Below are 25,071 nucleotides of genomic sequence, written 5' to 3'. Positions count from 1 at the left end.
CTGCCCGGGCCTTTATGCGCCTGCTCGCGCTTTGCGCGCCGCGATCTGCTGGAGCGCCCAGCGCGCGTTCTTGCGGACGTCAGGGTCGGCATCGTCGGCGATGACGGCCAGAAACGCCTCGCCGTCGGGATGGGCGATCTCGCCGAGCGCGGCGGCCGCCTCCTTCCGCAAATTGGCCTGGTCGTGTTTGATGCAATTGCCGATCGGGCGTACCGCGCGCTCGATCTTCATCTTGCCGAGGCTGCGGATCGCCTTCAGCCGCACCTGCCAGAACTCGTCGGCGAGCGCGCCGACAAGCTGATCGGCCGCGAGCGAACCGTTGACGTTGAGGCCCAGCGTTTCCGCGGCCATCTCGCGCACCATCCAGTCCGAGTCCTTCAGCCCGCGTGTGATCGTCTCGGCCGCGGGCTTCAGCTGCGAGAAGGCCAGCGCGCTCACCGCGGCGCGGCGCACATGGGCGTCGGGATCGTTGATCAGCGCGGTCAGCGCGGGGATGGATTCCTCCAGCTTGAGGAAGCCGATCACGCCGATCGCCTGCACGCGAACGGCCGCATCCTGATCCAGGAGCGCTTCCAGCGCCGGCTTCAGCGTATCCTTGCAGCGCAATTCCTTCAGCGCACGCAGCGCGCCCATGCGGACGAAGGCATGGGCGTGCTTGACCAGCGGCAGGATGATCTCGGCGCAGGCCGGATCCTTGAACTCGGCCATGCTGTCGGCCGCGGCCGCCGCCACGATTCTTTCGGGATCGACCAGCAGCTTGACCAGCCCACGCGCGGCCTCCGGCCCGTCGAACTCGCCGAGCGCCATCGCGACCTGCTGGCGCACGCCCGCATCGGGATCGGACACCATGTTGGCGAGATGCGCGACGGCTGCGGGATCACCGGAGTGACCGAGCGCGATGATGGCGACACGGCGCTCGGCGGGATCGGCGGCCTGAAGGCGCTCATCGGCGTCTTCGAGATCGTCGTAGGATTCGAACGGGCTCGACATGATCACCTCAACAGATAGGGAATGTTGACGGTGACGGCGCCGGTCGGGCAGTCGGCCTCGCAGGGCATGCAATACCAACACTCGTCATAGGCCATGTAGGCCTTGCCGGTCATGTCGCTGATGCGGAGCACGTCGAGCGGGCAGACGTCGACGCAGACGGTGCAGCCCTTGTCGGCGATGCATTTGGCGTCGTCGACGACCACCGGAACCGATGTCTGATAGGACGCGAGAGGCATTTTATGTCTCCTGTTGCGATGTTGCGGTGGATCAGGCGGAAGCGCGGATGCGCTGCTTGTCGTAGAGGTCCTTCTCGTCGTCGGCGATCGGGACGACATAGGGCTCCACGGCGCGCTTCTCGCTGGTCATCTTGCCGTTCTGCTTGGAGAGCAACGTGTGGCAGAACCAGTTCTCGTTGTCCTTCTCCGGGAAATCCGTGCGCCAGTGATAGAGGCCCCAGCGGCTCTCCTCGCGGTACAACGAGGCGTGCACCGCCATGTCGGCGCAGTCCATGATCGACTGCACTTCGAGCGCACGAAGCAGCTCGTGCGCATTGCGCGCGATCATGTGCTCCTGCATGTCCTGCCGCGTCTCGGCGAGGCGGCGCATGCCGAGCTCGTATTTGCGGGTGACCTTCGGCGGCTGGAGGTAGTCGTTGACGAGGCGGCGGGTCTTGTACTCGACCTGGTTCGGCGGAATGCCGTCCTCGCGTTTAGTCGGCGCCAGCACGCGGTCGCGCTCCAGCGCGACATCGGCGGCATCGAACTCCGCAAAGTCGTGGTTGTCGGCGAACTCCATGGCATCGATACCGGCGACCGAACCGTTGGTGAAGGCGCCCAGCATGTAATTGTGCGGCACGCTCGCCATATCGCCGGCGGCGTAGAGGCCGGGCACCGTCGTGCGCGCATTGTCGTCGACGAACACACCGGAGGCGCTGTGGCCGGAGCAGAAGCCGATCTCGGAGATGTGCATCTCGATCGACTCGCTGCGGTAATCGACGCCTCGCCCCTGCTGGAACAAGCCGCGCGTGGGACGCTCGACCTTGTGCAGCGTGGATTCGATCTCGGAGATGGTGTCGGGATGGAGATGCTTGAGCTGGAGGAACACCGGGCCCTTGCCTGACAGCAGCTCGTTGTAGAATTCCAGCATCATCTGGCCCGACCAGTAGTCGCATTCGATGAAGCGCGATCCCTCGTTGTTGGCGGTGAAGGCACCGAACGGACCGGCGACATAGGCGCAGGCCGGGCCGTTATAATCCTTGATCAGCGGATTGATCTGGTAACATTCGAGGTTCGCCAGCGCGGCACCGGCGTGATAGGCCATGGCATAGCCGTCGCCGGAATTGGCGGCGTTCTCGTAGGTGCCGAACATGTAGCCGGAGGTCGGCAGACCAAGCCTGCCGGCGGCGCCCATGCAGAGGATCACGGCCTTGGCCTTGATCACCAGGATCTCGGCGGTGCGGGTGTTGACGCTTATCGCGCCGGCGATGCGGCCGTCGGACGATTTGAGCAGCCGCGTCGCCATGTAACGGTTGGAGATCAGGATGCGGGCGCGGCGGAGCTGGCGATAGAGCGCCTTCTTGACCGTCTCGCCGTTCGGCATCGGCAGCACATAGGTGCCGATGTGGTGCACCTTCTTGACGGCGTAGTCGCCGTTCTCGTTCTTCAGGAAGCGGATGCCGAAACTGTCGAGCTCCTCGATGATCTTGTAGCAGTTTTGCGCATATTTATAGACCGCCTTCTGATCGACGATCCCGTCATTGGCGATGGTGATTTCCTTGGTGTACTGCTCCGGCGTCGCGTAGCCGGGGATGACGGCGTTGTTGAGCCCGTCCATGCCCATCGAGATCGCGCCGGAGCGCTTGACGTTGGCCTTCTCGAGCAGGACGACATTGGCCTTCGGGTTCTTCAGTTTTGCTTTCAGCGCTGCCATCGGGCCGGCCGTGCCGCCGCCGATGACGAGCACGTCGCAGGAAACCTCCGAAAGTCCGTCGACGATCTCATCTAGTGCCATCACTTGCTCCTGGTTCGCCGGTCCGGCGCCTTTGCATCAGATTTGTTCAGGGGGCGTTCCGGCGATAGCAATTAGTTGTCGCCGGGACGCGATTTGCGCCTCAGCGCTCGACGAAGGCCTTTTCAATGACGAAATGGCCGGGCTGGCTGTGGTTGCCCTCGACAAAGCCGCGCACGGCAAACATCGCGGGGAGTTCCTCGAGCATCGCCGGGCTGCCGCACAGCATGATGCGGTCGGTCTCGATATCGAGACCGGATTGGCCGATGTCGTCGAACAGCTGATTGGAGGCGATCAGATCGGTGATGCGGCCGCGGTTTTTGAACGGCTCGCGGGTGACGGTCGGGTAGTAGACGAGCTTGTCGCGGATCAGGGGGCCGAAGAACTCGTGATTGCGCAGGCCGTCGACGAGGTGCTCGCCATAGGCGAGTTCCGAAACCTGGCGGCAGCCATGGGCGAGCACGATGGTCTCGTAATTTTCGTAGACGTCGGGGTCCTTGATCAGGCTGGCGAAGGGCGCGAGGCCCGTGCCGGTCGAGAGCAGCAGCAGGCGCTTTCCCGGGATGAGGTTGCCGGTGATCAGCGTGCCCGTCGCCTTGCGGCCGACCAGGATGATGTCGCCTTCCCTGATCTTCTGGAGGCGCGAGGTCAGCGGGCCGTCCTGCACCTTGATCGAGAAGAACTCGAGCGCCTCCTCGTGATTGGCGCTCGCCATGCTGTAGGCCCGCATCAACGCCTTGCCCTCGACTTCCAGCCCGATCATGGCGAACTGGCCGTTCTGGAAACGGAAGCCCGGATCGCGCGTCGCCGTGAAGCTGAACAGGCTATCGGTCCAGTGCCGGACCGACAAAACCGTTTCCTTCTGAAATGCGCTCATGGTCTCTCCTCAGCCATCGTTGGCGCACAAGGTTTCGGAGAGAGCAGAGTCCGGCAATTCGGAAGTGAAATTCCCGGTCGATTAGTTTCACATTTGGTGGGCGGTGACTGAAGAGGAGGCAGACGGCCACGCGTCCGCGCTGGCAATTAGTTGCTATTCGTGCGCGCCCGCGCCGACATAGAAGGAAGCTGGAGGTTCGTCATGACCATGACCTTGGTGGCACCGACGGTGGCCGACTACGAAGCCAGCGCCGATCTCGCGACGCTCGTCGTCCGCACCACGCAGGACGACGTGGTCGGGATCACTGCCGAGCAGCTCCGTCTCTCCTGTAAATGCGCTCACTGCACCCGCGCCCGCTTCGACGATCGTTTCCCTGAACGCTTTCCCGGCATCGCCATCACCGAGATCGGCGATCTCGGCTACGGGCTGAACATCTCGTTTTCGGATGGGCATAACAGGGGGATTTATCCGAAGCCGTATCTGCTGAGCTTGGCGGGGCGGTAGGGCCTCGACCGTTCCCCTTGCTCCGCTGTCATTCCCCGCGAAAGCGGGGAATCCAGTACGCCGCGGCCTCTCCATAACCCATTGCTGCCTCTGGAATACTGGGTCGCCCGGTCAGGCCGGGCGACGACAGCGGAGTAAAGCTGGCACGGACATTGCTCCTCTTTAGAACGATTTGAACGTTCCGGAGGCAGACGATGTTGCAGGCGGCCAATGTGGTTCGCGGGACGGTTCCCGCAACGGTCCGGCCTGCCGGAGGCTCCTCGCTGCTGCTGACCGAGAACCAGCAATGGATCGGCGGACCGCCGCCGCTGATGGACAAGCTGTCGCCGCGCGAGCGGGAGCTGGTGCTGAAGCAGGGCCGGCGAAAGGTGCTCAACCGCGGCCAGACGCTGTTCAGCCAGGGCGGCAAGCATGACGGCATCTGGCTGATCGAGAGCGGCCGCATCCGCGTGTTCTACACTTCGCCGCTCGGACGCGAGATCACGCTGGCCTATTGGCATGTCGGCAATTTCGTCGGCGGACCCGAAGTGTTCGAGGGCACCGTGCATCAATGGTCCGGCGTCGCATCCAGCAATTGCAGCGTCGTGCACCTGCCCGGAAAGGAGCTGCGGTCCCTTGCCGTGGAGATCCCGAACCTCGCCATCGGCCTCATTGAAGGCCTCACCTTCAAGGGCAAATGCTATTCGGCGCTGGCGCAGATGCTGGGAACACGCTCGATCACCCAGCGCCTCGCGCACCTGCTGCTGCACCTCGTCGAGCTCTACGGTGTCGAGGATGCCGACGGCCGGGTGATCGCGGCGGCCTTCACCCATGCCGACATCGCCCACATGGTCGGCGCGACCAGGCAATGGGTCACGATCAGCCTGAAACGGATGCAGGAGAAGGGAATCATCGTCACCAAGCGCTCGCAGATCGTGGTGTGCCGGGCCGACGCTCTCGAGGAGATGCGCGGCCAGAACGGCGACTAGGGTCGATGCACAGGCAAGCGGCTTTATAGTGCAGGACTGCTCAAGGAGTATGCAATCAGCTTTTCCCGGCAACTAATCGACTGCGACGGTCACTCCGGATTTGCCCTGCCCGCGGCCTCACCCAATCATGGCAACCACAGCACATCCAACCGAATGAGGATGAGAATGGTCCGCCATCTTCCCACGCTCTCGATCGCGATGTCGGTCACCTCGCTGGCGCTACTCCTTGCGCAGCCGGCCTTGGCGGAAACCGTCACCCTTGGCATTGGAACGCAGGACACCACGACCAACACGGTGACCGCCGGCGTCGTCATCCGGCAGCTGCATCTCCTCGAGAAATATCTGCCGAAGGACGGCAAATACGCCAATATCAAGTTCGAGCTGGAGTGGCAGAATTTCACCTCCGGCCCGCCCGTCACCAACGCGATGATGGCGAACAAGCTCCAGATCGGCATGATGGGCGACTATCCGCTGATCGTGAACGGCTTCACCTTCGAGAGCAATCCGGAGAGCAAGAGCCGCCTCATCGGCGTGGCCGCTTACAGCCTGTCCGGCTCCGGCAACGGGCTCGTCGTCCACAAGGACTCGCCCTACTACGATCTCGCCGATCTCAAGGGCAAGCTCGTCAGCGTGCCGTTCGGCTCGGCCGCGCACGGCATGGTGCTGAAGGCGATGCAGGACCGCGGTTACGCCTCCGACTTCTTCCAGCTCGTCAGCCAGAGCCCGGAGGTCGGCTCGACCAATCTGCAGGAGAAGAAGATCGACGCGCACGCCGACTTCGTCCCCTTCGCCGAGCTGCTGCCGTTCCGCGGCTTCGCGCGAAAAATCTTTGACGGCGTTGAGACCAACCTGCCGACCTTCCACGGCATCGTGGTCCGCACCGATTTCGCCGAGAAATACCCTGAGGTCGTCGTTGCCTACTTCAAGGCGCTGATCGCCGCCAACCAGTGGCTGCGCGACGATCCGAAGCTCGCGGCCGAAAAGATCCAGGAGTGGACCGGCATCAACAAGGAAGTCGTCTACATCTTCCTCGGTCCCAGCGGTAACATGACCACCGATCCCACGGTGAAGCCGGCGCTGATCGATGCAGCCGCGACCGACGTCAAGGTGCTGCAGAATCTCGGCCGCATGAAGGAGTTCGATCCGAAGAAGTGGGTCGATGATTCCTACATCCGCAAGGCCTATGCCGAGATGAAGCTCGACTATGACGCCCAGCTTGCGAGCACCAGGAATTACGAGATCACGGGCGAAGACTCGTTCTGCAAGAAGCCGATCACCGACCCGCGCAAGGCCGGCGAGGTCTGGGTCGACGAAGCCGGCATCCTGCCGTTTGCGTCCGCAGCGTGCACGTTAGGGGCCTATGCCGACTACAAGGCCAAGGGCAAGAAGATCAACGTCGCCTACGTCTTCGACACCACGCGCGGCATCAAGCTGTTCGCCGACCAGGCCTTCTTCGCGGTCGGCAACGGCGAGGTCGCGCCGTTCCTGCTGAAGAAGGACGCGGAAGGCTATGCCGCCAAGATCAATGGCAAGGTGCTCGGCTTCGACGACGCGGTGAAGGCGGCGGTCGGCGGAGGCAAGACGTGAGCAGTCCAGCCCTCGCCAGACATCCCGAGGACAGCATGCCGGCAGCAACCGCAATCGCCGAGGCGGGCCCCGTGCCGGCCCCTTCCCCGCCCGCGACACCGCCTTCCTTCGGCACGCTCGCGCTGCGCTGGTACCGGCTCAATCGGGCGGGGCTACGCGCGACGGCGATCGGCATCATATCGCTGCTCGCCTTCCTGCTGGTCTGGCACCTGCTCACGACCTATCGCGTGGTATTCTTCGTGCGCTTCACCAACGTGCCCTCGCCGTTGGCGGTCTATGCGAGCTTCACCAAGGCGATCCACGATCCCAAATTCCTGCTGCACATCCTCTTGAGCTGCCGGCGCATCTTGTTCGGCTTCTCGCTCGCAGCGGTGGTCGGCGTGCCGCTCGGCCTGATCATGGGCCGCTTCAAGCTGGTGCACGAGATCATCTTCCCGGTCGCCGAGGTGCTGCGGCCGATCCCGGCAATCGCCTGGGTGCCGATGGCGATCATGCTTTGGCCGACCAACGAGCAGAGCATCGTCTTCATCACCTTCCTCGGGGCGTTCTTCCCGATCCTGGTCAACACGCTGCATGGCATGTCGCTCGTCGATCCCGTGCTGGTGCGCGCCGCGCAATGTCTCGGCGCGCGAGAACGGTCGATCTTCCGCGAGGTTTATTTTCCGGCTTCGATGCCGCACATCTTCACCGGCCTCACCGTCGGCATGGGCGTGGCCTGGGTATCGCTGATCGCCGCCGAGATGATCTCGGGTCAATACGGCATCGGCTACTTCACCTGGGAGGCCTATTCCCTTGTCCAGTATGCCGACATCGCGCTCGGCATGATTGCGATCGGCGTGCTTGGCCTTGGATCGAGCCTGCTTATCAGGGGCGCCGGGCAGTTGGTGATGCCGTGGAGGCTGAAATGAACGAAATTCTGACCAAAGCACCGCAGGGCCATATCGAGGTCAGGAATTTCTCCCTCAGCTATGAAAGCATCGAGGGGCCGGTTCAGGCCGTCACCGACACGCAAATTCATGTGAAACCCGGCGAGTTCGTCTCGATCGTCGGGCCCTCCGGCTGTGGAAAGTCGACGCTGCTCAATGCGGTCGCCGGCTTCCTCAAGCCGACCACCGGTGTAGTCACGGTCGACGGCGAGCGTGTGAATGGCCCCAGCGCCGAGCGCGGCATGGTGTTTCAGCAATATTCGCTGTTTCCGTGGAAGACGGTGCGGGAGAACGTCGAGTTCGGCCTGAAGATGCGCGGCATGGCGCGCTCCCAGCGCGAGCGCGCGGCGCGCACGCTGCTCGGGCTCGCGGGGCTCGAGGCCTTCGAGAAGCACTATCCGGAGAAGCTGTCCGGCGGCATGAAGCAGCGCGTCGGCATCGTCCGCGCGCTCGCGACGGGACCGAAGGTGCTGCTGCTCGACGAGCCGTTTGGCGCGCTCGACGCGCAGACGCGCGTCATCATGCAGCAGATCCTCACCAACATGTGGCAACGGCTGAAGATCTCGGTGCTGTTCGTCACCCACGACATCGACGAGGCCATCTTCCTCTCCGACCGCGTCTATTGCATGACCGCCCGCCCCGGCTCGATCAAGGCGGAAATCCCGATCCCGCTGGAACGGCCGCGGCAGCAATCGATGATGATGTCCTCGGAATTCCTGGCGCTGCGTCGCGGATTGATGTCACTGATCCGCGAGGAGAGCCTGAAGGCGATGGGCGGCGAGATCAGCGACATGGGCATGCAAGGGCTCAACATCGAGCTGCATGGGCATTCGCTGGCGGATGTGATCTAGCGCCCCATCTCGACGATTGCGCTCTTACTTCCCTTCTCCCCCTGTGGGAGAAGGTGCCTTGCCGAAGGCAAGGCGGATGAGGGGTCTGCTTCGGCAAACTCCCCTCTCAGTTCGGACTCGCGGATAGAACCCCTCATCCGGCGCTTCGCGCCACCTTCTCCCACAAGGGGAGAAGGAAGAGGAGTTCGCAGCCGCTGTGCGCCCCTTACTTGAACCAGTGCACCAGCGCGATGCTGATGCCGAGCAGCAGCATCAGCGACAGTGTCACGGCGGCCGTCACCCGGCCCCCGACATTCGCCAGCACCTTCACGTCGACGCCGAGGCCGAGCGCCGCCATCGAGACCACGGTCAGGAAGCTCGTGATCTTCGTCACCGGCCCGACCACCGTGCCCGGCACGATCTCCAGGGAGCGCAGGGTCGCCAGCGCAAGGAAGCCGAGGATGAACCAGGGGACCAGGCGGAAGAAGCCGACATTGGATTTCTTGGCGCCGGTCTGCCAGCGCGAGGCGACCAGGGAGAGACCGACGACGACGGGCCCGAGCATCAGCACGCGCATCAGCTTCACCAGCGTGCCGATCTGCGTCGAAACGAGCCCGGCCGGCACCGTTGCCGCAAGCACCTGCGGCACCGCGTAGACGGTGAGGCCTGCGAGGATGCCATATTGCGTGGCCGACAATTGCAGCAGCGGAATCAGCAGCGGCAGGCCCAGCACCATCATCACGCCGAGGATCGCCGTAAAGGAAATCGAGGACGCGATCTCGTCGTTGTTAGCGCCGATGATCGGCGCCACGGCGGCGATCGCGGAATTGCCGCAGATGGAATTGCCGCACGCGATCAGGATCGAGAGCCGCGTCGACAGGCCCAGCATGCGACTGAGGCCGAAGGAGACGCAGAGCGCGATCACGACGACCGCGGCGATCGATGCCAGCAGCGCCACGCCGGAAGCCGCGATGGCGGCGAAGCTGATCGAGGCACCCAGCAGCATGACCGCGACTTCGAGCAGCTGTTTGGCGCTGAAGGCGATGCCGGCCTGCCAGCGCGGCGCCGGCTTCCAGAAGCTGCGCAGCGCCATCCCGAGCAGGATCGCCATCACCAGCGCTTCGACATAGGGGTGCTCGAAGACACCCAGCTCGGCCCGTTCGAGCAAGGCCGAGATACCGGCCACGGCGATGCACAGGAGGATTCCCGGAATCAGCGCCGCGATACGGCTCACGACAGTGGTTGGCTTGGCGTCGGCCGGGTTGGATGCTTGATTCTGCGACACAAATCTCTCCCAGAGGAGAAATATTTATACGCAGTGCTGGCCGATTGGGGAATAAGTTTTCAGCATATCAGGGCCGAGGGAAGTTCTATCCTCAGCCCGGAATAATCGGCTCAGAAGATCAGGCTTTTGGCGAGCGAGGCGACGCGGCTGAAGCTGTCATAGACGCCCGGCTCGAAGAAGGCCGCACGCGCGAGCACGATGCCCGCGACCAGCGACCAGAACACCGTGGTGCCGGCCCGCAGCAGGAGCTTTGAGGCGCGCGATCGCGGCTGGGTGTCCGTTGCGGACACCAGCTGCTCGCCGAAGGGCTCAAATCCAGTGCGTTCCATGACCGTCAATCCATCAAACTCTGAATGGAATGTCGTCGTTTCGGCCCCAAACGGCAATGGAAGCGATTGGCGTTTTTGGCCCTCGACGGGGAAACTCCTTCCGTCTGACGAACCCGAGACAACAGTTTTCTTCTTTGGGCCGGTTTGGCGGTCCGGAACCCGGTTAAAGCGCCAGATAGCGGCGACGGATCGCGTCGTTGGCCTTCAGCTCGTCGATCCCGGCGGCATAGACGATCTGGCCCTTGTCGATGACCGTGGCGTGGCTCGCAAGCCCCAGGCAGAAATGCATGTTCTGCTCGGCGATCAGCACGGTCGATCCGAGCTGTCGGAGCTGCCGCAACAGCTCGCCGATCCGCTGCACGATGATCGGCGCGAGGCCCTCGCTCGGCTCATCGAGCAGCAACAGCGCCGGGTTGCCCATCAGCGTGCGCGCGATGGCGAGCATCTGTTGCTCCCCGCCCGAGAGACGTCCGGCGATGCGATGGCGCAGCGGCTCCAGCAGCGGGAAGACGTCGTAGATGCGCTTGATCGGCCACTCGTCCTAGCCTTCCGGCCCCTTCTTGCGACCGATGACGAGATTGTCCTCGACCGTGTGCTCCGGAAAGATCTGGCGATCCTCCGGCACGAAGCCGAGACCGGCGCGCGCGATATGGTGCGGCTTCTGGCCCGAGATCACCGCGCCGCGCAGGCTGATCCTGCCCCGCCGCGGCGGCGCCAGCCCCATGATCGCCTTCATGGTCGTCGATTTGCCCGCGCCATTGCGGCCCAAAAGCGCCATGGTCTCGCCCTGCCGCACCGAGAGGCCGACGCCGAACAGGATCTGGCTGGTGCCGTAGTAGACGTCGAGATCGGCGACTTCGATAATGGTCGCGCTCATGCGGCGGCCCCCGCATGTTCAGTGCCGAGATAGGCCTCGATCACGGCGCTGTTGCTTCGGATTTCGTCGGGCGTGCCGGTCGCGAGGATGCGGCCGTAGCAGAGCACGACGATCTTTGGGGCGATCTTGAACACGATGTCCATGTCGTGCTCGATGAAGACGACGGTGATTTTCTGCGTCTCCCAGAGCTCGCGCACCTTGTCGATCATGCGCCAGCGCTCCTCCGGGCCCATGCCGGCAGTCGGCTCGTCCAGCAGCAGCACCTTTGGCTCGAGCACCAGAGCGAGCGCAATGTCGAGCAGCTTCTGGTCGCCATGCGACAGCGTCGCGGCGGTGCGGTTGCGCTTGCTCGCCAAGCCCAGCAGCTCCATCACGTGCTCGGCGCGGTCGCGCGTCTCGGGCAAGGGAAAGCGCTTGTGCAGCACCGCGGAGGAGCGCTGGTCGGCGCTGACGGCGGCATGCATGGTCTCGCGCACCGTCAACGATTTGAAGATACTGGCCACCTGGAAGGCGCGGCCGATGCCGTGGCGCACGATCTCCGGCGGCGAACGGCCGGCGAGATCGACGCCATCGAGCAGCACCTGGCCGGAATCCGGCCTCAAGGCGCCCGTAATCAGGTTGAAGAACGTGCTCTTGCCCGCGCCGTTCGGTCCGATCACCGCCGTGAGCGAACCGTCGGGGAAATCGAGCGTGACGTCGTTGGTCGCCTTCACGCCGCCGAAGGATTTTGCGAGGTTGCGGATCTCGAGCATCGCTAGCGCCCCTCGCCTGCGTCACGCCGGTGCGCGAACCAGTCGGCAACGAAATCCAGCAGGCCTTTGCGCAGGCCCAGTGCGAAGAACAGGATGACCACGCCGAGCACGATGCCGTGGTACTCGGTGAAGCGCGTGACGGTGTCATTGAGCAGAAGCAGCAGCACGGTCCCGACCATCGGCCCCAGGAAGGTCGAGACGCCGCCGAGCATGTTGATGAAGATGCCCTCGCCCGAGATCGTCCAATAGGCGAACTCCGGATAGGCGCCAGAGACGAACAGCGCCATCACCATGCCGCCCATCGCGGCAAACAGCGCCGCCAGCACGAAGACAGTCAGCTTGGCCCGCCAGACGTCGATGCCGAGGAAGCTTGCGCGCGCGGCATTGTCGCGGATCATGCGCAACGTGTAACCGAACGGCGATTGCGCGATCTGGCGCATCGCGAGCAGGCCGAGGATGAGAAGCGCGCAGCTCGCGACATAGAGATGGATGTGGTTCGCAAGATTGATGCCGAGGAATGTGGGGCGCGGAATGCCGCCACGCAGGCCCTGGTCGCCGCCGGTGAAGGAGGCCCAGGACAGGATGGTCGAGTGGATCAGCATCTGAAACGCGAGCGTGACGAAGGAGAAATAGATATCCTTCAGCCGCACGCAGATCGCGCCGATGATTGCGGCAATTACCGCCGTGATCGCCAGCGTCGCGACGAAGGCCACGGGAATCGGCACGCCCAACTTCTGCATGATCAGGCCAAAACTGTAGGCGCCGAGGCCGAAGAACATGCCGTGGCCGAACGAAGTCAGGCCGGTGTAGCCGACCAGCAGGTTCAGCGAGGTCGCGAACAGGCCGTAAGCCGAGCAGCGGATGACGAAATCGAGCAGCGCCTTGCTGCCGGTGAACAGCGGCAGGCTCGCCAGCACGGCGAACGCGATCACGGCAATCAGGACGTCCTGGAACGCCGCGGGCATGCCCATCGACTTGAATTCCGGCCCCAGATGATGCGCACGACATCGTCGAAGATGATTACAATCATTTCGAGAACCGCCAGGAGCTGCTCGACCAGCTCCTGCCGAAGATCGGCCTCGACATGGTCGAGTTCATCCGCGCGCGCACCGGCACCGCCGATGCCGCGCGGCAGGAGATCGCCCGATGGGCGCGAAGAATTCGGCCTCATTGAGGATGCGCAGGAACTCCGGCACCTCACGGATAAAGTCGAAGAAGGCGGAGAAGCGGCTACCAGAAACATCTCGACAACATCTCGGTTGCCTATGTCCGCATTTTGCGCCGCGCGCGAGCGGCAGGCGCGATCGAGGATTACAGCGACGAGGAATTCGAGGCCATCGTCCACATGCTCATGGGCGCGCGCGGCTATCTCAGCCGCCGCTACTCCTATTCGGCTGACGGCGTCACCGCCGTGCCCGACCACGTCATCTCCGCCTATCGCAAGCTGATGACGCGCGGCCTCTTCAATGCATCCGGAGATCAGGACACGCCATGAACATCGCATCTCCACAAAAGCCGCTCGATCTCGTCTCCGCGATCGCCGAAGGCGATATCCGCTGCCTGCTGATGGTGCTGGTGCACATGACCGGCGATGAGCGCTGGCTCGAGCCGCCGTACTTGCCCAAGCGCGACATCCGTCTCATTCCCGATCCGGAGGCCGGCGTGCCCCGGGAGGTCCAGGACGAAATTCGTGCCGCAGTGGTCAAGCTGTTTGCCGACGGCGCGCCAAAACCCGTCATCACTGATCCCGGCGAAGCGCTGCTGCTCAAGATGATGCGCGCCTGCCTCGGCGAGAACGTCGCGCCGGAATATGCACCGCTGATGCGCGAGGAGATGGGATTTGTAGCGCGCGAGCCGCAATGGACGAAGCGCCCCTCCGCCGAGAAGCTTGCCGGCCAGCACGTCCTGATCGTCGGCGCCGGCGTCTGCGCCATCGCGCTCGGCGTCGCACTCGGCCATCTCGGCATCCCCTACACCATCGTCGAGAAGAACGCCGAGCTCGGCGGCACCTGGTGGATCAACCGCTATCCCGGCTGCGGCGTCGATACGCCGAACCATTCCTATTCCTACTCGTTCGGCTCGGGCAATGCATGGACGCGCTATTTCTGCCAGCGCGAGGAGCTGCTCGGATATCTGCTGAAGGTCGCCGAGGAATACGGAATCCGCAAGCATCTGCGCGTCAATACCGAGCTGACAGCGTCGCGCTGGGACGAGGGCAAGCGGCGCTGGATCTCGACGTTGAAGACCCAGAACGGCGAAGAGACCTTTGAATCCACCGCACTAGTCTCCGCCATCGGCCAGCTCAACGATCCCTCTCGCGCCCGCTTCAAGGGCGAGGGAGACTTCAAGGGCACGATCCTGCATTCGGCTCTATGGTCGGACGACATCAATCTCGACGGCAAGCATGTTGCCGTGATCGGCACCGGCGCGACATCGATGCAGCTGGTGCCGTCAATCGCCGGCCGCGTCGCCTCCGTCACGGTCTATCAACGCAGCGCGCAATGGGCGCGGCCCGTTAAGGGCTATTCCGATCCGATCAGCGAGGGCGCGCGCTGGCTGCTCGCGCATCTGCCGTTCTATGTGCAGTGGTATCGTTTCAACATGTTCTGGCGCTATGGCGACGGTCTGCTGCCGTTCCTGCGCAAGGACCCGGCCTGGCCGCATCCCGAGCGCGCCGTCAACAAGGGCAATGACCGGCATCGCCAGGAGCTGACCGATTTCATCCTCACCGAGCTGAAGGACCGCCCCGACCTGATCGCCAAATGCGTGCCGACCTATCCGCCCTATGGCAAGCGCATCCTGCTTGACAACAACTGGTTCAGGACGCTGACGCGGGACAATGTCGAGCTCGTCACCGACACGATCGATCATTTCGATCGCGACGGCATCGTCACCGCTGACGGCGAGCACCGCCCCGCGGACATCATCGTCGTCGCCACCGGTTTCAAGGTGACGGAGATGGCGGCACGCCTCAACATCAGCGGCCGCGGCGGCAAGGATCTGCGCGAGGCCTGGGCGAACGACAATCCGACGGCGTTCCTCGGCCTCACCGTGCCGGACTTTCCGAACTTCTTCTGCATGCTCGGCCCCAACTCCGGCCCCGCCCATGGCGGCAGCGTCATCTTCCAGTCGGAATGCCAGAGCCGCTATATTTCCGCCTGCCTCGCCGACATGATCGAGCAAGACGTCGCCGCCATCGACGTCCGCAAGGAGGTGCTGGACGACTACGTCCAGAAGGTCGATGCCGAGCACGAGACGATGATCTGGACCCATCCCGGCATGAGCACCTATTATCGCAATTCGAGCGGCCGCGTGTTTTCCGCGATGCCCTGGCGGTTCGTGGACTACTGGCGCATGACGCATGATCCGGATCTGGGGCAGTACAGGTTGACGAAGGCGTAAACCTCACCTCGTCGTCATTGCGAGCGCAGCGAAGCAATCCAGAATCCTTCCGCGGAGATACTCTGGATTGCTTCGCTGCGCTCGCAATGACGGAATTCGCGGGTTAATCTCCCGCACAACCAGGAGCGCCGTACGCCGAGGGAAGCCGCCAATGCCCAAGCCGCTTGTCCGCGTCTTCACCGACTACAAGAGCCCCTACGCGTTCGTCGCCAACAAGCGGCTGTTCTCGCTCGAGGAGACGCACGGCGTCGAGCTCGAATGGCTGCCCTATACGCTGCGCGTCGCCGAATTCATGGGGACGGTCGAGGAGCGCACGCCGCATTTCTGGCGCAAGGTGCGTTACGCTTATATGGACGCGCGGCGCTATGCCAATGCGCAAGGGCTCGTTATGAAGGGGCCGCGTCGGATCTACGACGCCTTCTATTCCAGCGTCGGCATGCTGTTCGCACAGCGGCACGGCTTCTTCCGCCCTTATCACGACACGGTGTTCCGCGAATTCTGGAGCCATGAGCTCGAGATCGACGATCTCGCCGCAATCACGGACGTCATCACCGCGTGCGGCGGCTCGGCGAGCGAGTTCGAAGCCTACGTCAACGGCCCTGCCCGCGCCGAGCACGACCGCATCATCGACGAGGCCGAAGCACTCGGCGTGTTCGGTGTACCGACCATGGTCTTCAACGGCGAACTGTTCTGGGGCGGTGATCGCATCGACATGCTGATCGAACGGATCGAGCGTCCGGAAACGATCGAGGCCGCGCTCGGCAGCCGCCACCGCAAATCAGTGTAGCCGTTACGCGGCGAGGCCGCTCTCGACCGGGGCAAATTCCAGCCCGAGGCTCTCGGCAACCGCCTTGTTGGTTATGCGGCCACGATGCACGTTCAGTCCGTTGCGCAAATGCGGATTTTCCAGAACCGCGGCAAAGCCCTTGTTCGCGAGCATCAGGCCGAACGGCAGCGTTGCGTTGTTCAGCGCCTGGCTCGACGTCACCGGCACCGCGCCCGGCATGTTGGCGACGCAATAATGCACGACGCCGTCGACCTGATAGGTCGGATCGGCGTGCGTTGTCGGATGCGAGGTCTCGAAGCAGCCGCCCTGGTCGATCGCGACGTCGACCAGCACGGCGCCCGGCCGCATCGACTTGAGCATCGCGCGCGTGACGAGCTTTGGAGCGCTGGCGCCCGGCACCAGCACCGCTCCGATCACGACGTCGGCGGCGAACACCTCGTCCTCGACCGCTTCGATGGTCGAGAAGCGGGTGCGCACCCGCCCGAGAAAGACATCGTCCAGCTCGCGTAGACGGGGAATCGAGCGGTCGATCACAGTGACTTCCGCACCGAGGCCCGCCGCCATGCGCGCGGCCTGCGTTCCCACCACGCCGCCGCCGAGCACGACGACGCGCGCCGGCTGCACGCCGGGCACACCGCCGAGCAGCACCCCGCGGCCGCCGGCCGATCGCTTGAGCGCGGCGCCGGCGGCTTCGACGGCGAGACGGCCGGCGACTTCGCTCATCGGCGCAAGCAGGGGGAGGTGACCGGCCGCGTCGGTGACGGTCTCATAAGCGACCGCAGTGCAACCGGAAGCGAGCAGCCCCTTGGCCTGTTCGGGATCCGGCGCAAGATGGAGATAAGTAAACAGGATCTGGCCTTCGCGGAGCTGGGCCCATTCGCTTCTCTGCGGCTCCTTTACCTTCACGATCATGTCGGAGCTGGCGAAGATGTCACGGGCGTTCTCCGCGATCGCGGCCCCTGCCCGCTGGTACACCTCGTCGGAAGCGCCGATGCCGCTGCCGGCACCGGTCTCGACCGTCACCTGGTGCCCGGCCGCGACATATTCGCGGACCGCGCCCGGGGTGAGCCCGACGCGATATTCCTGCACCTTGATCTCCTTGGGCACACCGACGCGCATTTTGGGCTCCTTCCAACGTCCTGATTCACCCCGTCATCGTAGCGATCGGGCCAGTTTGGTTTCGTGCAAATATCCGCTAGCTTCGACCTCCCCGCGCCGGTTTCCGGCGTGCAAACGCCCTTTCACGCTGGAAACGAAACCTTGGCCCTCGACCGGAAAGATCTCGCCATCCTCGCGGAACTCACCACCAATGCGCGGGCCAGCCACACCGAGCTCGCCGCGAAGGTCGGGCTATCAAGCACGGCGCTGGCGCGGCGGCAGAAGGCGCTGGAGGACGACGGCTACATCCAGGCCTACCAGGCTGCGCTCGATCTCGCGCAATTCGGCCTCACCACGACGGTGCTGGTCCGCATTGCGCTGGAGAGCCAGAGCGACGAGGCACTGAAGGCGTTCGAGGCCGAGGTGGTGAAATGCCCGTCCGTCGTGCGCTGCTTTCTGATGTCCGGCACCGACGACTACATCCTGATCGTGCTCGCCCGCGACATCCAGGATTTCGAGCGCATCCACCGTACCGAGTTGTCGCGCCTGCCGCGCGTGGCGCGGGTCCAATCGAGCTTCGCGCTGCGCGAGATCGTCAACCGCGCGGTGCCGACGGTGGTCTTCGGCGAAGCCAAGCGCTGACACTGTGTCGCGGGCGCCATAATTCCCGGCAGGGAACCAAGCGGCCGGTTGTAAGTTGGAGGCCATTGGCAAGCGGAGGCAACGGTGCCTCCGCGTCAGCTCGGCTGACGTCTCGGCTCAGTCGCCGTCGCAGGGAGCAGGACATGAGCGATGTCACGCACGAGATTCCCGAACGCATTCCAGTTCATATCGTCGTCAATGGCGTCGGCCACACGCTCGATCTCGTGCCCTGGACCACGCTTCTGGATGCCCTGCGTGACCATCTTGCGCTGACCGGCACCAAGAAAGGCTGCGATCACGGCCAATGCGGCGCCTGCACCGTGCTGATCGACGGTCGGCGCGTCAATTCCTGCCTGACGCTCGCCGTCATGAAGGACGGCGCCGAGATCACGACGATCGAAGGCCTTGCCAAGGACGGAACGCTTCATCCTGTGCAGCAGGCGTTCATCGACCACGACGCCTTTCAGTGCGGCTATTGCACGCCGGGACAGATTTGCTCGGCCGCGGGCCTTCTGGCCGAAGGCCGCGCCCGGGATGCCGACGAGATCAGAGAGCTGATGAGCGGAAATCTCTGCCGTTGCGGCGCCTATCCGAACATCGTCGCTGCGATCCAGCAGGCAATGGGCCAGCCATGAACAACTTCCAATATTCCCGCGCCACCGACATCGCCGATGCGATCCACTTGCTGGCCGCCGATCCCGGCGCCAAGCTGATTGCCGGCGGCACCAATCTGATCGACCTGATGAAAGAAAATGTCGAGCGGCCCTCCCGGCTGATCGACATCTCCCGCCTGCCGCTCCGCGACATCGAGGAGACGGCCGACGGAGGCCTGCGCATCGGCGCCTTGGTACCGAATTCAGACCTCGCTTACCATCCGCTTGTCGAGCAGCGCTACCCCCTGCTCGCCGGCGCCATCCTCGCCGGCGCTTCCGCGCAATTGCGCAATATGGCCTCCGTTGGCGGCAACCTGATGCAGCGCACGCGCTGCGCCTACTTTTATGACACGGCGACGCCCTGCAACAAGCGAGATCCCGGCAGCGGCTGCTCGGCAATCGACGGCCTCAACCGCAACCACGCAATCCTCGGTACGAGCGCGTCCTGCATCGCGACCAACCCGTCCGACATGAGCGTCGCACTTGCTGCGCTCGGTGCGCTCGTGCACATCGCAGGTCCCTCCGGCCAGCGCACTGTCGCATTGACCGATTTCCATCGACTCCCGGAGGACAAACCTCATGTCGATACAAATCTCGGCACCGGCGAGATCATCGTGGCCGTCGAACTTCCCAAGCACGGCTTTGCCCGCAACTACAGCTATCTGAAAATCCGCGACCGGCTGTCCTATGCTTTTGCTTTGGTCTCGGTCGCGGCCGCGCTCGAACTGGATGGCAACGCGATCAGCGAAGCCCGACTGGCGCTCGGCGGCGTGGCTCACAAGCCCTGGCGCAGCCTTGAGGCCGAAGCGGCCTTGCGCGGCCGGGCGGCGACGCCGGACCACTTCTCGCGCGCGGCCGATCTGCTGCTGCACGGGGCAACGGCCCGCGCACATAACCGCTTCAAGATCGAGCTCGCACGCCGCGCCATCGTGCGTACGCTGATACAGGCCGCGAGCGCCACGCCACAATCACAGGCTCACAAGAAAATCGCGTGAGGGACCGATGAACGCCTATGTCGGAACGCCAACGTCCCGCGTCGATGGCCGCGCCAAGGTCACCGGAGCCGCCAAATATGCAGGCGAATTCCCGGCAGACGGCCTCCTCCATGGCTTCGTCGTCGAGGCCACGATTCCGCGCGGACGTATCGCTCGCCTCGACGCCAGCGACGCGCTGCAAGTGAAGGGCGTGGTCGACGTGCTTACGCATGCGCATCGTCCGCCCCTCGCCGACAATGACGATGCCTGGAAGGACGAGGTGGCGCCGGAGAAGGGCTCGCCCTTCCGCCCGCTCTATGACGACAGGATCTGGTTCAACGGCCAGCCCATCGCGCTCGTCGTGGCGGATGACTGGGAAACCGCTAAATTCGCTGCGACCCGCGTGCGCGTTGAATACGACCGGGAGGCATTTGCAACCGATCTCGAATCCGAACATGGCAAAGCCGGCAAAGTGGATCGGCCGCACAAGCCGCGCGGCGACGCCGCCGCGGCGCTGGCTGGGGCCGCTGTGCGGCACCAGGCGGATTACGTCCTCCCGACCGAGCACCACAACCCGATGGAGCTCTATGCGACCACGGTGGTCCGAGACGGCAGCGGCAGGCTTACCGTCTATGACAAGACGCAAGGCGTCCAGAACGTCCACAAATATCTATGCAGTGTGTTCAACAAGAAGCCCGATGACCTCCGCGTGATCTCGCCCTATGTCGGCGGTGCCTTCGGCTCCGGATTGCGGCCGCAATACCAGGTGGTGCTGGCGACGCTTGCCGCGCTCGAACTCAAGCGATCCGTTCGTGTCGTCCTGACACGGCAGCAGATGTACGGGCTCGGCTACCGGCCGATGACCATCGAGCGCGTCGCGCTCGGCGCAAGGCCCGACGGCACGCTCGATGCCGTCACGCACGAGGCCACCGCCGTGACTTCGCGCTACGAGGATTTTTCGCGCAATGACAGCGGCTGGGCGGAACAGCTGTACAAGAGCCCGAACAGCCTCTTCTCCCATACGCTCGTCGATCTCGACGTCTCCACACCCTGCGACATGCGCGCGCCTGGCGCCGCCTCCGGCGTCTGCGCGCTCGAATGCGCCATGGACGAATTGGCCGTCGCGCTCAAGCTCGACCCGATCGAGCTGCGATTGAGGTGCTATTCGGACCGCGACCAGAGTGAAGACCTGCCCTACACCAGCAAGCAGCTGCGCGAATGCTACGCCCGCGGCGCGGAAGCGTTCGGCTGGGGCCGGCGCAATCCTGCGCCGCGCTCCACGCGCGACGGCAAGGACCTGGTCGGCTGGGGCATGGCGACGGGGGTGTGGGAGGCGCTTCAGATGCCGGCCGCCGTCCGCATCGTGTTGACGTCGAACGGCCATGCCGAGGTATCCTGCGCCGCGTCCGATATCGGCACCGGCACCTACACCATCGTGGCCCAGGTGGCCGCCGACGCCCTCGGGCTGCCGATCGAGAATATCGACGTGAGGCTTGCCGATTCGACCTTGCCGCAGGCCCCCGTCGAAGGCGGTTCCTGGATGGCGGCGTCGGCCGCGCACGCCGTGCTGGGCGCGGCCGAAGACATTCGCCAGGAGCTCGCACGGCTCGCCAAGGCGATGCCCGCCTCGCCCCTCGGCGGCGTCGATGCGCCCGACGTGATCCTTGTCGACGGCACGATCGCCAAGGCCGGCGACAAGGCTCGTGCCGTCTCGATCGCCGATGCGATGCGCCACGGCAAGCTCGAGCGGATCGAGAAGCAGAAGCTCAATCATTTCGCGCAGGACAAGTCGCACGCGCGCAACACCCATTCGGCGGTCTTCGCCGAGGTCAAGGTCGACGAAGACCTGGGCGTCATCCGCGTCACGCGCGTCGTGAGCGCGGTCGCAGCCGGACGGATCCTCAATACCAAGACCGGCCGCAGCCAGATCATGGGCGGCGTGGTCTGGGGCATCGGAAATGGCGCTGCACGAGGAGACGGTGATGGATCACCGCTTCGGCAGGATCATGAACGCGAACATCGCCGAGTACCACATTCCCGTGAATGCCGACGTTCACGACATCGACGTCATCTTCGTCGACGAACCCGACGACCGGATCAACAAGCTGGGCGTCAAGGGCATTGGCGAAATCGGCATCGTCGGCGTACCTGCGGCGATCGCGAACGCAGTCTATCACGCCACCGGCAAGCGCATCCGGCGCTTCCCGATCACGCTGGACAAGTTGCTGGACTAATCGCCCGTCACACGATCCCCGCTGGATCGGGCGATTGTCATAGAACTGTCATCGAAAGTGCAGAGACCTGCCAGTCTCTGTAGATTCGGGACACACCATGGATTATTTCAAGCGCTTCAACTTCCTGTTCGCCGCACCTGTGTTCGACGCCGACGATCTGGAAGGCATCCGCTTCAACCAGATTATCGAGGAGATCCAGCGCTCCGGCTTCGAGGTCGTGAGGGCCCGCAGGTTGGAGGACGCCGAGATCGCGGTGCAGACCGACGCCGCGATCGGCTGCATGGTGGTGGACTGGGGAAAGAAGGGCCTCGAGGGGAAGACCTCGGCGCTGATCAACCTGATGCGGCGCCGCGGCCTCGACTTCCCAATCATCCTCCTGATCCGGCGCAAGCGCTTCGAGGATTTGCCGGTCGAGGTGCTCGACTTCATCGACGGCTATGTCTTCCTGTCCGAGGAGACGCCGACCTTCATCGCCAAGAATTTGATCAGCCGGCTCAAGCAATATGCCGAGACGCTGAAGACGCCGTTCTTCGGCGCACTGGTCGATTATGCCGAGGAAGGCAACCAGCTCTGGACCTGTCCGGGTCACAATGGCGGCGTGTTCTACAACCGCAGTCCGATCGGCCGGGTCTTCGTCGAGCATCTCGGCGAATCCGTGTTCCGCGACGACCTCGACAATTCCGTGCTCGACCTCGGCGACCTCCTCACCCACGAGGGTCCCGCGCTGAGGGCGCAGAAGGAAGCCGCGCAGATCTTCGGCGCGGAGAAGACCTATTTCGTGCTCAACGGCACCTCGACCTCGAACAAGGTCGCGCTCGGCGCCCTCGTCACCGACGGCGACCTCGTTCTGTTCGACCGCAACAACCACAAGGCCGCCCATCACGGCGCGCTGATGATCAATGGCGGCGTCCCGGTCTACGTCCCGACCATCCGCAACGCCTGGGGCCTGATCGGCCCGATGCGCTGGGACATGCTCGACGAAAAGGCCCTGCGCGAGGCGATCCGGAACCATCCGCTGGTGACGGACAAGGACGCCTGGCGCAAGGAGCGGCCGTTCCGCGTTGCCGTGGTCGAGCAGTGCACCTATGACGGCTCGATCCACAGCGCCGAGATGATCCTGAAGCGCATCGGCCATCTCTGCGAATACATCCTGTTCGACGAGGCCTGGGCCGGCTTCATGAAGTTCCACCCGCTCTATGCCGGCCGCTTTGCCATGGGGCTGGCGAACCTTCCTCCCGAAGCGCCCGGCATCATCGCGACGCAATCCACCCACAAGCAGCTCGCGAGCTTCTCGCAGGACTCCCAGATCCACATCAAGGACCGCCATATCCGCGGCCAGAAGCGGCGCGTCGAACACCGCCGCTTCAACGAGAGCTTCATGCAGCACGCCTCGACCTCGCCGTTCTACCCGCTGTTCGCCTCCCTTGACGTCGGCGCGCAGATGATGAAGGGCCGCTCGGGCGAGGTCCTTTGGGACGACACGATCCGGCTCGGCATCGAGCTGCGCAAGAAGATCCGCGCGATGCGCCGGGAGTTCGAGGAGAAGGAGCAAAATCCGGATCGCCGCTGGTTCTTCGAGCCCTTCGTTCCCGATCGCGTCGCGATTCCCGACGTCAGCCGCCCGGGCGCCGCGCACAACGTCGCCTGGGAGACCCTCTCCACCGACGAGCTCGCCACCAATCCGGCGCTGTGGCAGCTCTCGCCAGATACCAACTGGCACGGCTTTCCCGATCTCGCGGAGGGCTTTGCCATGACCGACCCGAACAAGCTGACGCTGCTGACGCCCGGCTTCGATCGCACCACCGGCGCCTATGCCGAGCACGGCATTCCCGCGCCTGTGGTCGCGCAGTATTTGCGCGAAGACCGCATCGTCCCTGAGAAGAACGACCTCAACTCCCTGCTCTTCCTGCTGACCCCCGGCGTCGAGGCGAGCAAGGCCGGCACGCTGATCTCCGGGCTTGTCGCATTCAAAAGGTTGCATGACGACAACGCGTTGCTGGCCGACGTCATCCCTGAATTCTACCAGCGGCGTCAGGCGCGCTATGCCGGCGTGCGGCTGCGCGATCTCTGCGGCGACATGCACCGCTTCTTCCGCGCCGCCGATGTCAGCGCCCTCCAGTCCCGTCAGTTCATGCCCGAGCACATGCCCGAGATCGCGATGTCGCCCCGCGATGCCGCGCGCTATCTGTTCAAGAACGACGTCGACTATTTGCCGATCGAGGCGATCGCGGGCCGCATCGCCACCACGCCCTTCGTGGTCTACCCGCCTGGCATCGCCACCATCGTGCCTGGCGAGCGGCTGACGGAGCGGGCCAAGCCCATGGTGGATTATCTCAAAATGTTCGAAACCTGCTTCAACACGTTCCCGGGGTTCGATGTGGAAATCCAGGGCGTCTACAAGGAGATCGATGCACAGGGCCGCATCGGCCTCTATACTTACGTCGTTGCCGAGTAGGTGCCGATGAACGAAACAGCGATTGCGCGTACAGATGACGAGCCGGTTCAGGTCCGCCCCTCACGGGAGAGCGATGTCGAGGCGATGCTGGCGATCTACCGCCATCACGTCCGCAATGGCGTGCCGCGCGATGTCGAGGGAACCGGCGCGCCCGAACCGGACGATCTGCGCGACCGCCGCAAGAACCTGAAGCAGACCCGCCTGCCGCATCTGGTCGCGACCTATCGCGGCGAGGTGGTCGGCTATGCCTATGCGGTGCTGTTCCGCAAGCGTCCGGCCTACCGCTACACCGCCAAGCATTCGATCTACGTCCATCACGAGCATCTCGGTCGCGGCGTCGGACGGCTGCTGCTCCAGGGAATGATCGATGCGTGTGCGGCGGCTGGCTTCCGCCAGATGATCGGCTATATCGATGCCGACAACGCGCCCTCGCTGGCGCTGCACGAAACATTCGGCTTCGCGCGCGCCGGCCTGCTCTGCGGCGTCGCCTATCGCCACGGCCGCTGGTCGGACACCGTCATGGTGCAGCGATCGCTCGGCGCGGGCGTCACCGCTCCGCCGACGCTACCGGCACCGGGCCGTTAAACCTTACGAGGGAAAGTCAGCCGGCTTGACCTGGATCCGGTCGGCATGCAGCGACCAGTGATGCAGCGCCTGGTCCTTGCAAAACCTCGCCTTCGCCCGCTCCCTTGCTTCGTCCTCGTCGGTGGCGTCGATTTCGAGCGTGCCCTGGCATACCTCGATCTGCCGGCCGTACTGGCCGAGCACGTCCTTCATGAACCTGACGACATAAGTTGACATGGGACCTCCTGCCTGCGCCAGCGTGCCCCGGCGGCACTCTAATCCCATTTAGCCTGAACCGGGAAAGGAGATTTTGACGCGGATCAAGATCGG

The 25,071-nt window shown here is 64.1% G+C and carries 23 protein-coding genes and 2 pseudogenes; 14 read left to right on the top strand and 11 right to left on the bottom strand.

What is annotated here, in order from left to right; genetic code table 11:
* Positions 1 to 12: 12 nt before the first annotated feature.
* The 4 genes from HAP41_RS19090 to HAP41_RS19075 all read right to left on the bottom strand — a co-directional run bounded on the left by HAP41_RS19090 (position 13) and on the right by HAP41_RS19075 (position 3,874).
* A complete protein-coding gene (locus tag HAP41_RS19090) occupies positions 13 to 990 on the bottom strand; it encodes a HEAT repeat domain-containing protein (protein ID WP_166098182.1) in 978 nt (325 codons plus the stop codon).
* A 2-nt stretch (positions 991 to 992) separates the two neighbouring features.
* Positions 993 to 1,226 (bottom strand): 4Fe-4S dicluster domain-containing protein, encoded by a 234-nt coding sequence (locus tag HAP41_RS19085; protein WP_008141081.1) that lies wholly within the window; start codon positions 1,224 to 1,226, stop codon positions 993 to 995.
* A 31-nt stretch (positions 1,227 to 1,257) separates the two neighbouring features.
* Positions 1,258 to 3,000: a fumarate reductase/succinate dehydrogenase flavoprotein subunit gene (locus HAP41_RS19080; RefSeq protein ID WP_014496614.1), complete on the bottom strand. Its 1,743-nt coding sequence runs from the start codon at positions 2,998 to 3,000 to the stop codon at positions 1,258 to 1,260.
* A gap of 100 nt (positions 3,001 to 3,100) precedes the next feature.
* Positions 3,101 to 3,874 carry a ferredoxin--NADP reductase gene (locus HAP41_RS19075; RefSeq protein ID WP_166098188.1) on the bottom strand — a complete coding sequence of 258 codons (774 nt, stop codon included), beginning with the start codon at positions 3,872 to 3,874 and terminating at the stop codon, positions 3,101 to 3,103.
* Positions 3,875 to 4,081: 207 nt separating this feature from the next.
* Here HAP41_RS19075 and HAP41_RS19070 point away from each other — a divergent pair, with 207 nt between their 5' ends.
* The 5 genes from HAP41_RS19070 (at position 4,082) to HAP41_RS19050 (ending at position 8,710) form a co-directional block, all read left to right on the top strand.
* A complete protein-coding gene (locus HAP41_RS19070; protein ID WP_166105916.1) occupies positions 4,082 to 4,378 on the top strand; it encodes a gamma-butyrobetaine hydroxylase-like domain-containing protein in 297 nt (98 codons plus the stop codon).
* A gap of 194 nt (positions 4,379 to 4,572) precedes the next feature.
* Positions 4,573 to 5,346 carry a Crp/Fnr family transcriptional regulator gene (locus tag HAP41_RS19065; RefSeq protein ID WP_166098193.1) on the top strand — a complete coding sequence of 258 codons (774 nt, stop codon included), beginning with the start codon at positions 4,573 to 4,575 and terminating at the stop codon, positions 5,344 to 5,346.
* A gap of 165 nt (positions 5,347 to 5,511) precedes the next feature.
* Positions 5,512 to 6,933, top strand: coding sequence for an ABC transporter substrate-binding protein (locus HAP41_RS19060; protein WP_166098198.1), 1,422 nt, complete (start codon positions 5,512 to 5,514; stop codon positions 6,931 to 6,933).
* Positions 6,930 to 7,841: an ABC transporter permease gene (locus tag HAP41_RS19055; RefSeq protein ID WP_176400458.1), complete on the top strand. Its 912-nt coding sequence runs from the start codon at positions 6,930 to 6,932 to the stop codon at positions 7,839 to 7,841. Before HAP41_RS19060 ends, HAP41_RS19055 begins: the two co-directional genes overlap by 4 nt.
* Positions 7,838 to 8,710: an ABC transporter ATP-binding protein gene (locus HAP41_RS19050; protein ID WP_085400672.1), complete on the top strand. Its 873-nt coding sequence runs from the start codon at positions 7,838 to 7,840 to the stop codon at positions 8,708 to 8,710. The genes HAP41_RS19055 and HAP41_RS19050 overlap by 4 nt, the downstream gene beginning before the upstream one ends.
* A gap of 205 nt (positions 8,711 to 8,915) precedes the next feature.
* Here the strand turns inward: HAP41_RS19050 and HAP41_RS19045 are convergent, their stop codons facing one another.
* From HAP41_RS19045 to HAP41_RS19025, 5 genes and pseudogenes are all read right to left on the bottom strand, one after another.
* Complete coding sequence (locus HAP41_RS19045) at positions 8,916 to 9,974, bottom strand: YeiH family protein (protein ID WP_038941923.1); 1,059 nt, start codon at positions 9,972 to 9,974, stop codon at positions 8,916 to 8,918.
* A gap of 110 nt (positions 9,975 to 10,084) precedes the next feature.
* Complete coding sequence (locus HAP41_RS19040) at positions 10,085 to 10,303, bottom strand: hypothetical protein (protein ID WP_063984492.1); 219 nt, start codon at positions 10,301 to 10,303, stop codon at positions 10,085 to 10,087.
* A gap of 163 nt (positions 10,304 to 10,466) precedes the next feature.
* Positions 10,467 to 11,180 (bottom strand): annotated as a pseudogene (locus tag HAP41_RS19035) (ABC transporter ATP-binding protein).
* Positions 11,177 to 11,932 (bottom strand): ABC transporter ATP-binding protein, encoded by a 756-nt coding sequence (locus HAP41_RS19030; RefSeq protein ID WP_166098203.1) that lies wholly within the window; start codon positions 11,930 to 11,932, stop codon positions 11,177 to 11,179. The pseudogene HAP41_RS19035 and the gene HAP41_RS19030 overlap by 4 nt, the downstream one beginning before the upstream one ends.
* A gap of 2 nt (positions 11,933 to 11,934) precedes the next feature.
* On the bottom strand, positions 11,935 to 12,903 hold the full coding sequence (locus tag HAP41_RS19025) for a branched-chain amino acid ABC transporter permease (protein ID WP_166098208.1): 969 nt from the start codon (positions 12,901 to 12,903) through the stop codon (positions 11,935 to 11,937).
* 305 nt (positions 12,904 to 13,208) lie between these two features.
* On the opposite strand from HAP41_RS19025, the gene HAP41_RS19020 reads away from it, so the two are divergent.
* The 3 genes from HAP41_RS19020 (at position 13,209) to HAP41_RS19010 (ending at position 16,121) form a co-directional block, all read left to right on the top strand.
* Complete coding sequence (locus HAP41_RS19020) at positions 13,209 to 13,427, top strand: hypothetical protein (RefSeq protein WP_166098212.1); 219 nt, start codon at positions 13,209 to 13,211, stop codon at positions 13,425 to 13,427.
* A complete protein-coding gene (locus HAP41_RS19015; protein ID WP_166098215.1) occupies positions 13,424 to 15,334 on the top strand; it encodes a flavin-containing monooxygenase in 1,911 nt (636 codons plus the stop codon). The genes HAP41_RS19020 and HAP41_RS19015 overlap by 4 nt, the downstream gene beginning before the upstream one ends.
* A 151-nt stretch (positions 15,335 to 15,485) precedes the next feature.
* Positions 15,486 to 16,121, top strand: coding sequence for a 2-hydroxychromene-2-carboxylate isomerase (locus tag HAP41_RS19010; protein ID WP_166098218.1), 636 nt, complete (start codon positions 15,486 to 15,488; stop codon positions 16,119 to 16,121).
* A gap of 3 nt (positions 16,122 to 16,124) precedes the next feature.
* Here the strand turns inward: HAP41_RS19010 and ald are convergent, their stop codons facing one another.
* Positions 16,125 to 17,240 carry an alanine dehydrogenase gene (gene ald, locus HAP41_RS19005; protein WP_166098221.1) on the bottom strand — a complete coding sequence of 372 codons (1,116 nt, stop codon included), beginning with the start codon at positions 17,238 to 17,240 and terminating at the stop codon, positions 16,125 to 16,127.
* 141 nt (positions 17,241 to 17,381) lie between these two features.
* On the opposite strand from ald, the gene HAP41_RS19000 reads away from it, so the two are divergent.
* From HAP41_RS19000 to HAP41_RS18975, 6 genes and pseudogenes are all read left to right on the top strand, one after another.
* Positions 17,382 to 17,861 (top strand): Lrp/AsnC family transcriptional regulator, encoded by a 480-nt coding sequence (locus HAP41_RS19000; RefSeq protein ID WP_014496633.1) that lies wholly within the window; start codon positions 17,382 to 17,384, stop codon positions 17,859 to 17,861.
* Between the two features lie 143 nt (positions 17,862 to 18,004).
* Entirely contained in the window at positions 18,005 to 18,496 is a 492-nt protein-coding gene (locus HAP41_RS18995) for a (2Fe-2S)-binding protein (RefSeq protein WP_166098228.1), read from the top strand.
* On the top strand, positions 18,493 to 19,509 hold the full coding sequence (locus tag HAP41_RS18990) for an FAD binding domain-containing protein (RefSeq protein WP_166098233.1): 1,017 nt from the start codon (positions 18,493 to 18,495) through the stop codon (positions 19,507 to 19,509). The genes HAP41_RS18995 and HAP41_RS18990 overlap by 4 nt, the downstream gene beginning before the upstream one ends.
* A 7-nt stretch (positions 19,510 to 19,516) precedes the next feature.
* Positions 19,517 to 21,722, top strand: a pseudogene (locus HAP41_RS18985) (xanthine dehydrogenase family protein molybdopterin-binding subunit).
* 97 nt (positions 21,723 to 21,819) lie between these two features.
* The gene (locus HAP41_RS18980; RefSeq protein WP_166098235.1) at positions 21,820 to 24,177 is read left to right on the top strand and encodes an Orn/Lys/Arg family decarboxylase; all 2,358 of its coding nucleotides are present in this window, start codon (positions 21,820 to 21,822) and stop codon (positions 24,175 to 24,177) included.
* A gap of 6 nt (positions 24,178 to 24,183) precedes the next feature.
* Entirely contained in the window at positions 24,184 to 24,762 is a 579-nt protein-coding gene (locus tag HAP41_RS18975; RefSeq protein ID WP_166098240.1) for a GNAT family N-acetyltransferase, read from the top strand.
* A 3-nt stretch (positions 24,763 to 24,765) separates the two neighbouring features.
* Here HAP41_RS18975 and HAP41_RS18970 read toward each other — a convergent pair whose 3' ends face one another.
* Positions 24,766 to 24,978, bottom strand: coding sequence for a hypothetical protein (locus tag HAP41_RS18970; RefSeq protein ID WP_028150282.1), 213 nt, complete (start codon positions 24,976 to 24,978; stop codon positions 24,766 to 24,768).
* Between the last annotated feature and the right edge of the window lie 93 nt (positions 24,979 to 25,071).

Source organism: Bradyrhizobium barranii subsp. apii, assembly GCF_011516635.5.
GTDB lineage: Bacteria > Pseudomonadota > Alphaproteobacteria > Rhizobiales > Xanthobacteraceae > Bradyrhizobium > Bradyrhizobium barranii.
The sequence above is the reverse complement of the archived record's forward strand: the minus strand, read 5'-3'. Positions and strand labels throughout refer to the sequence as shown.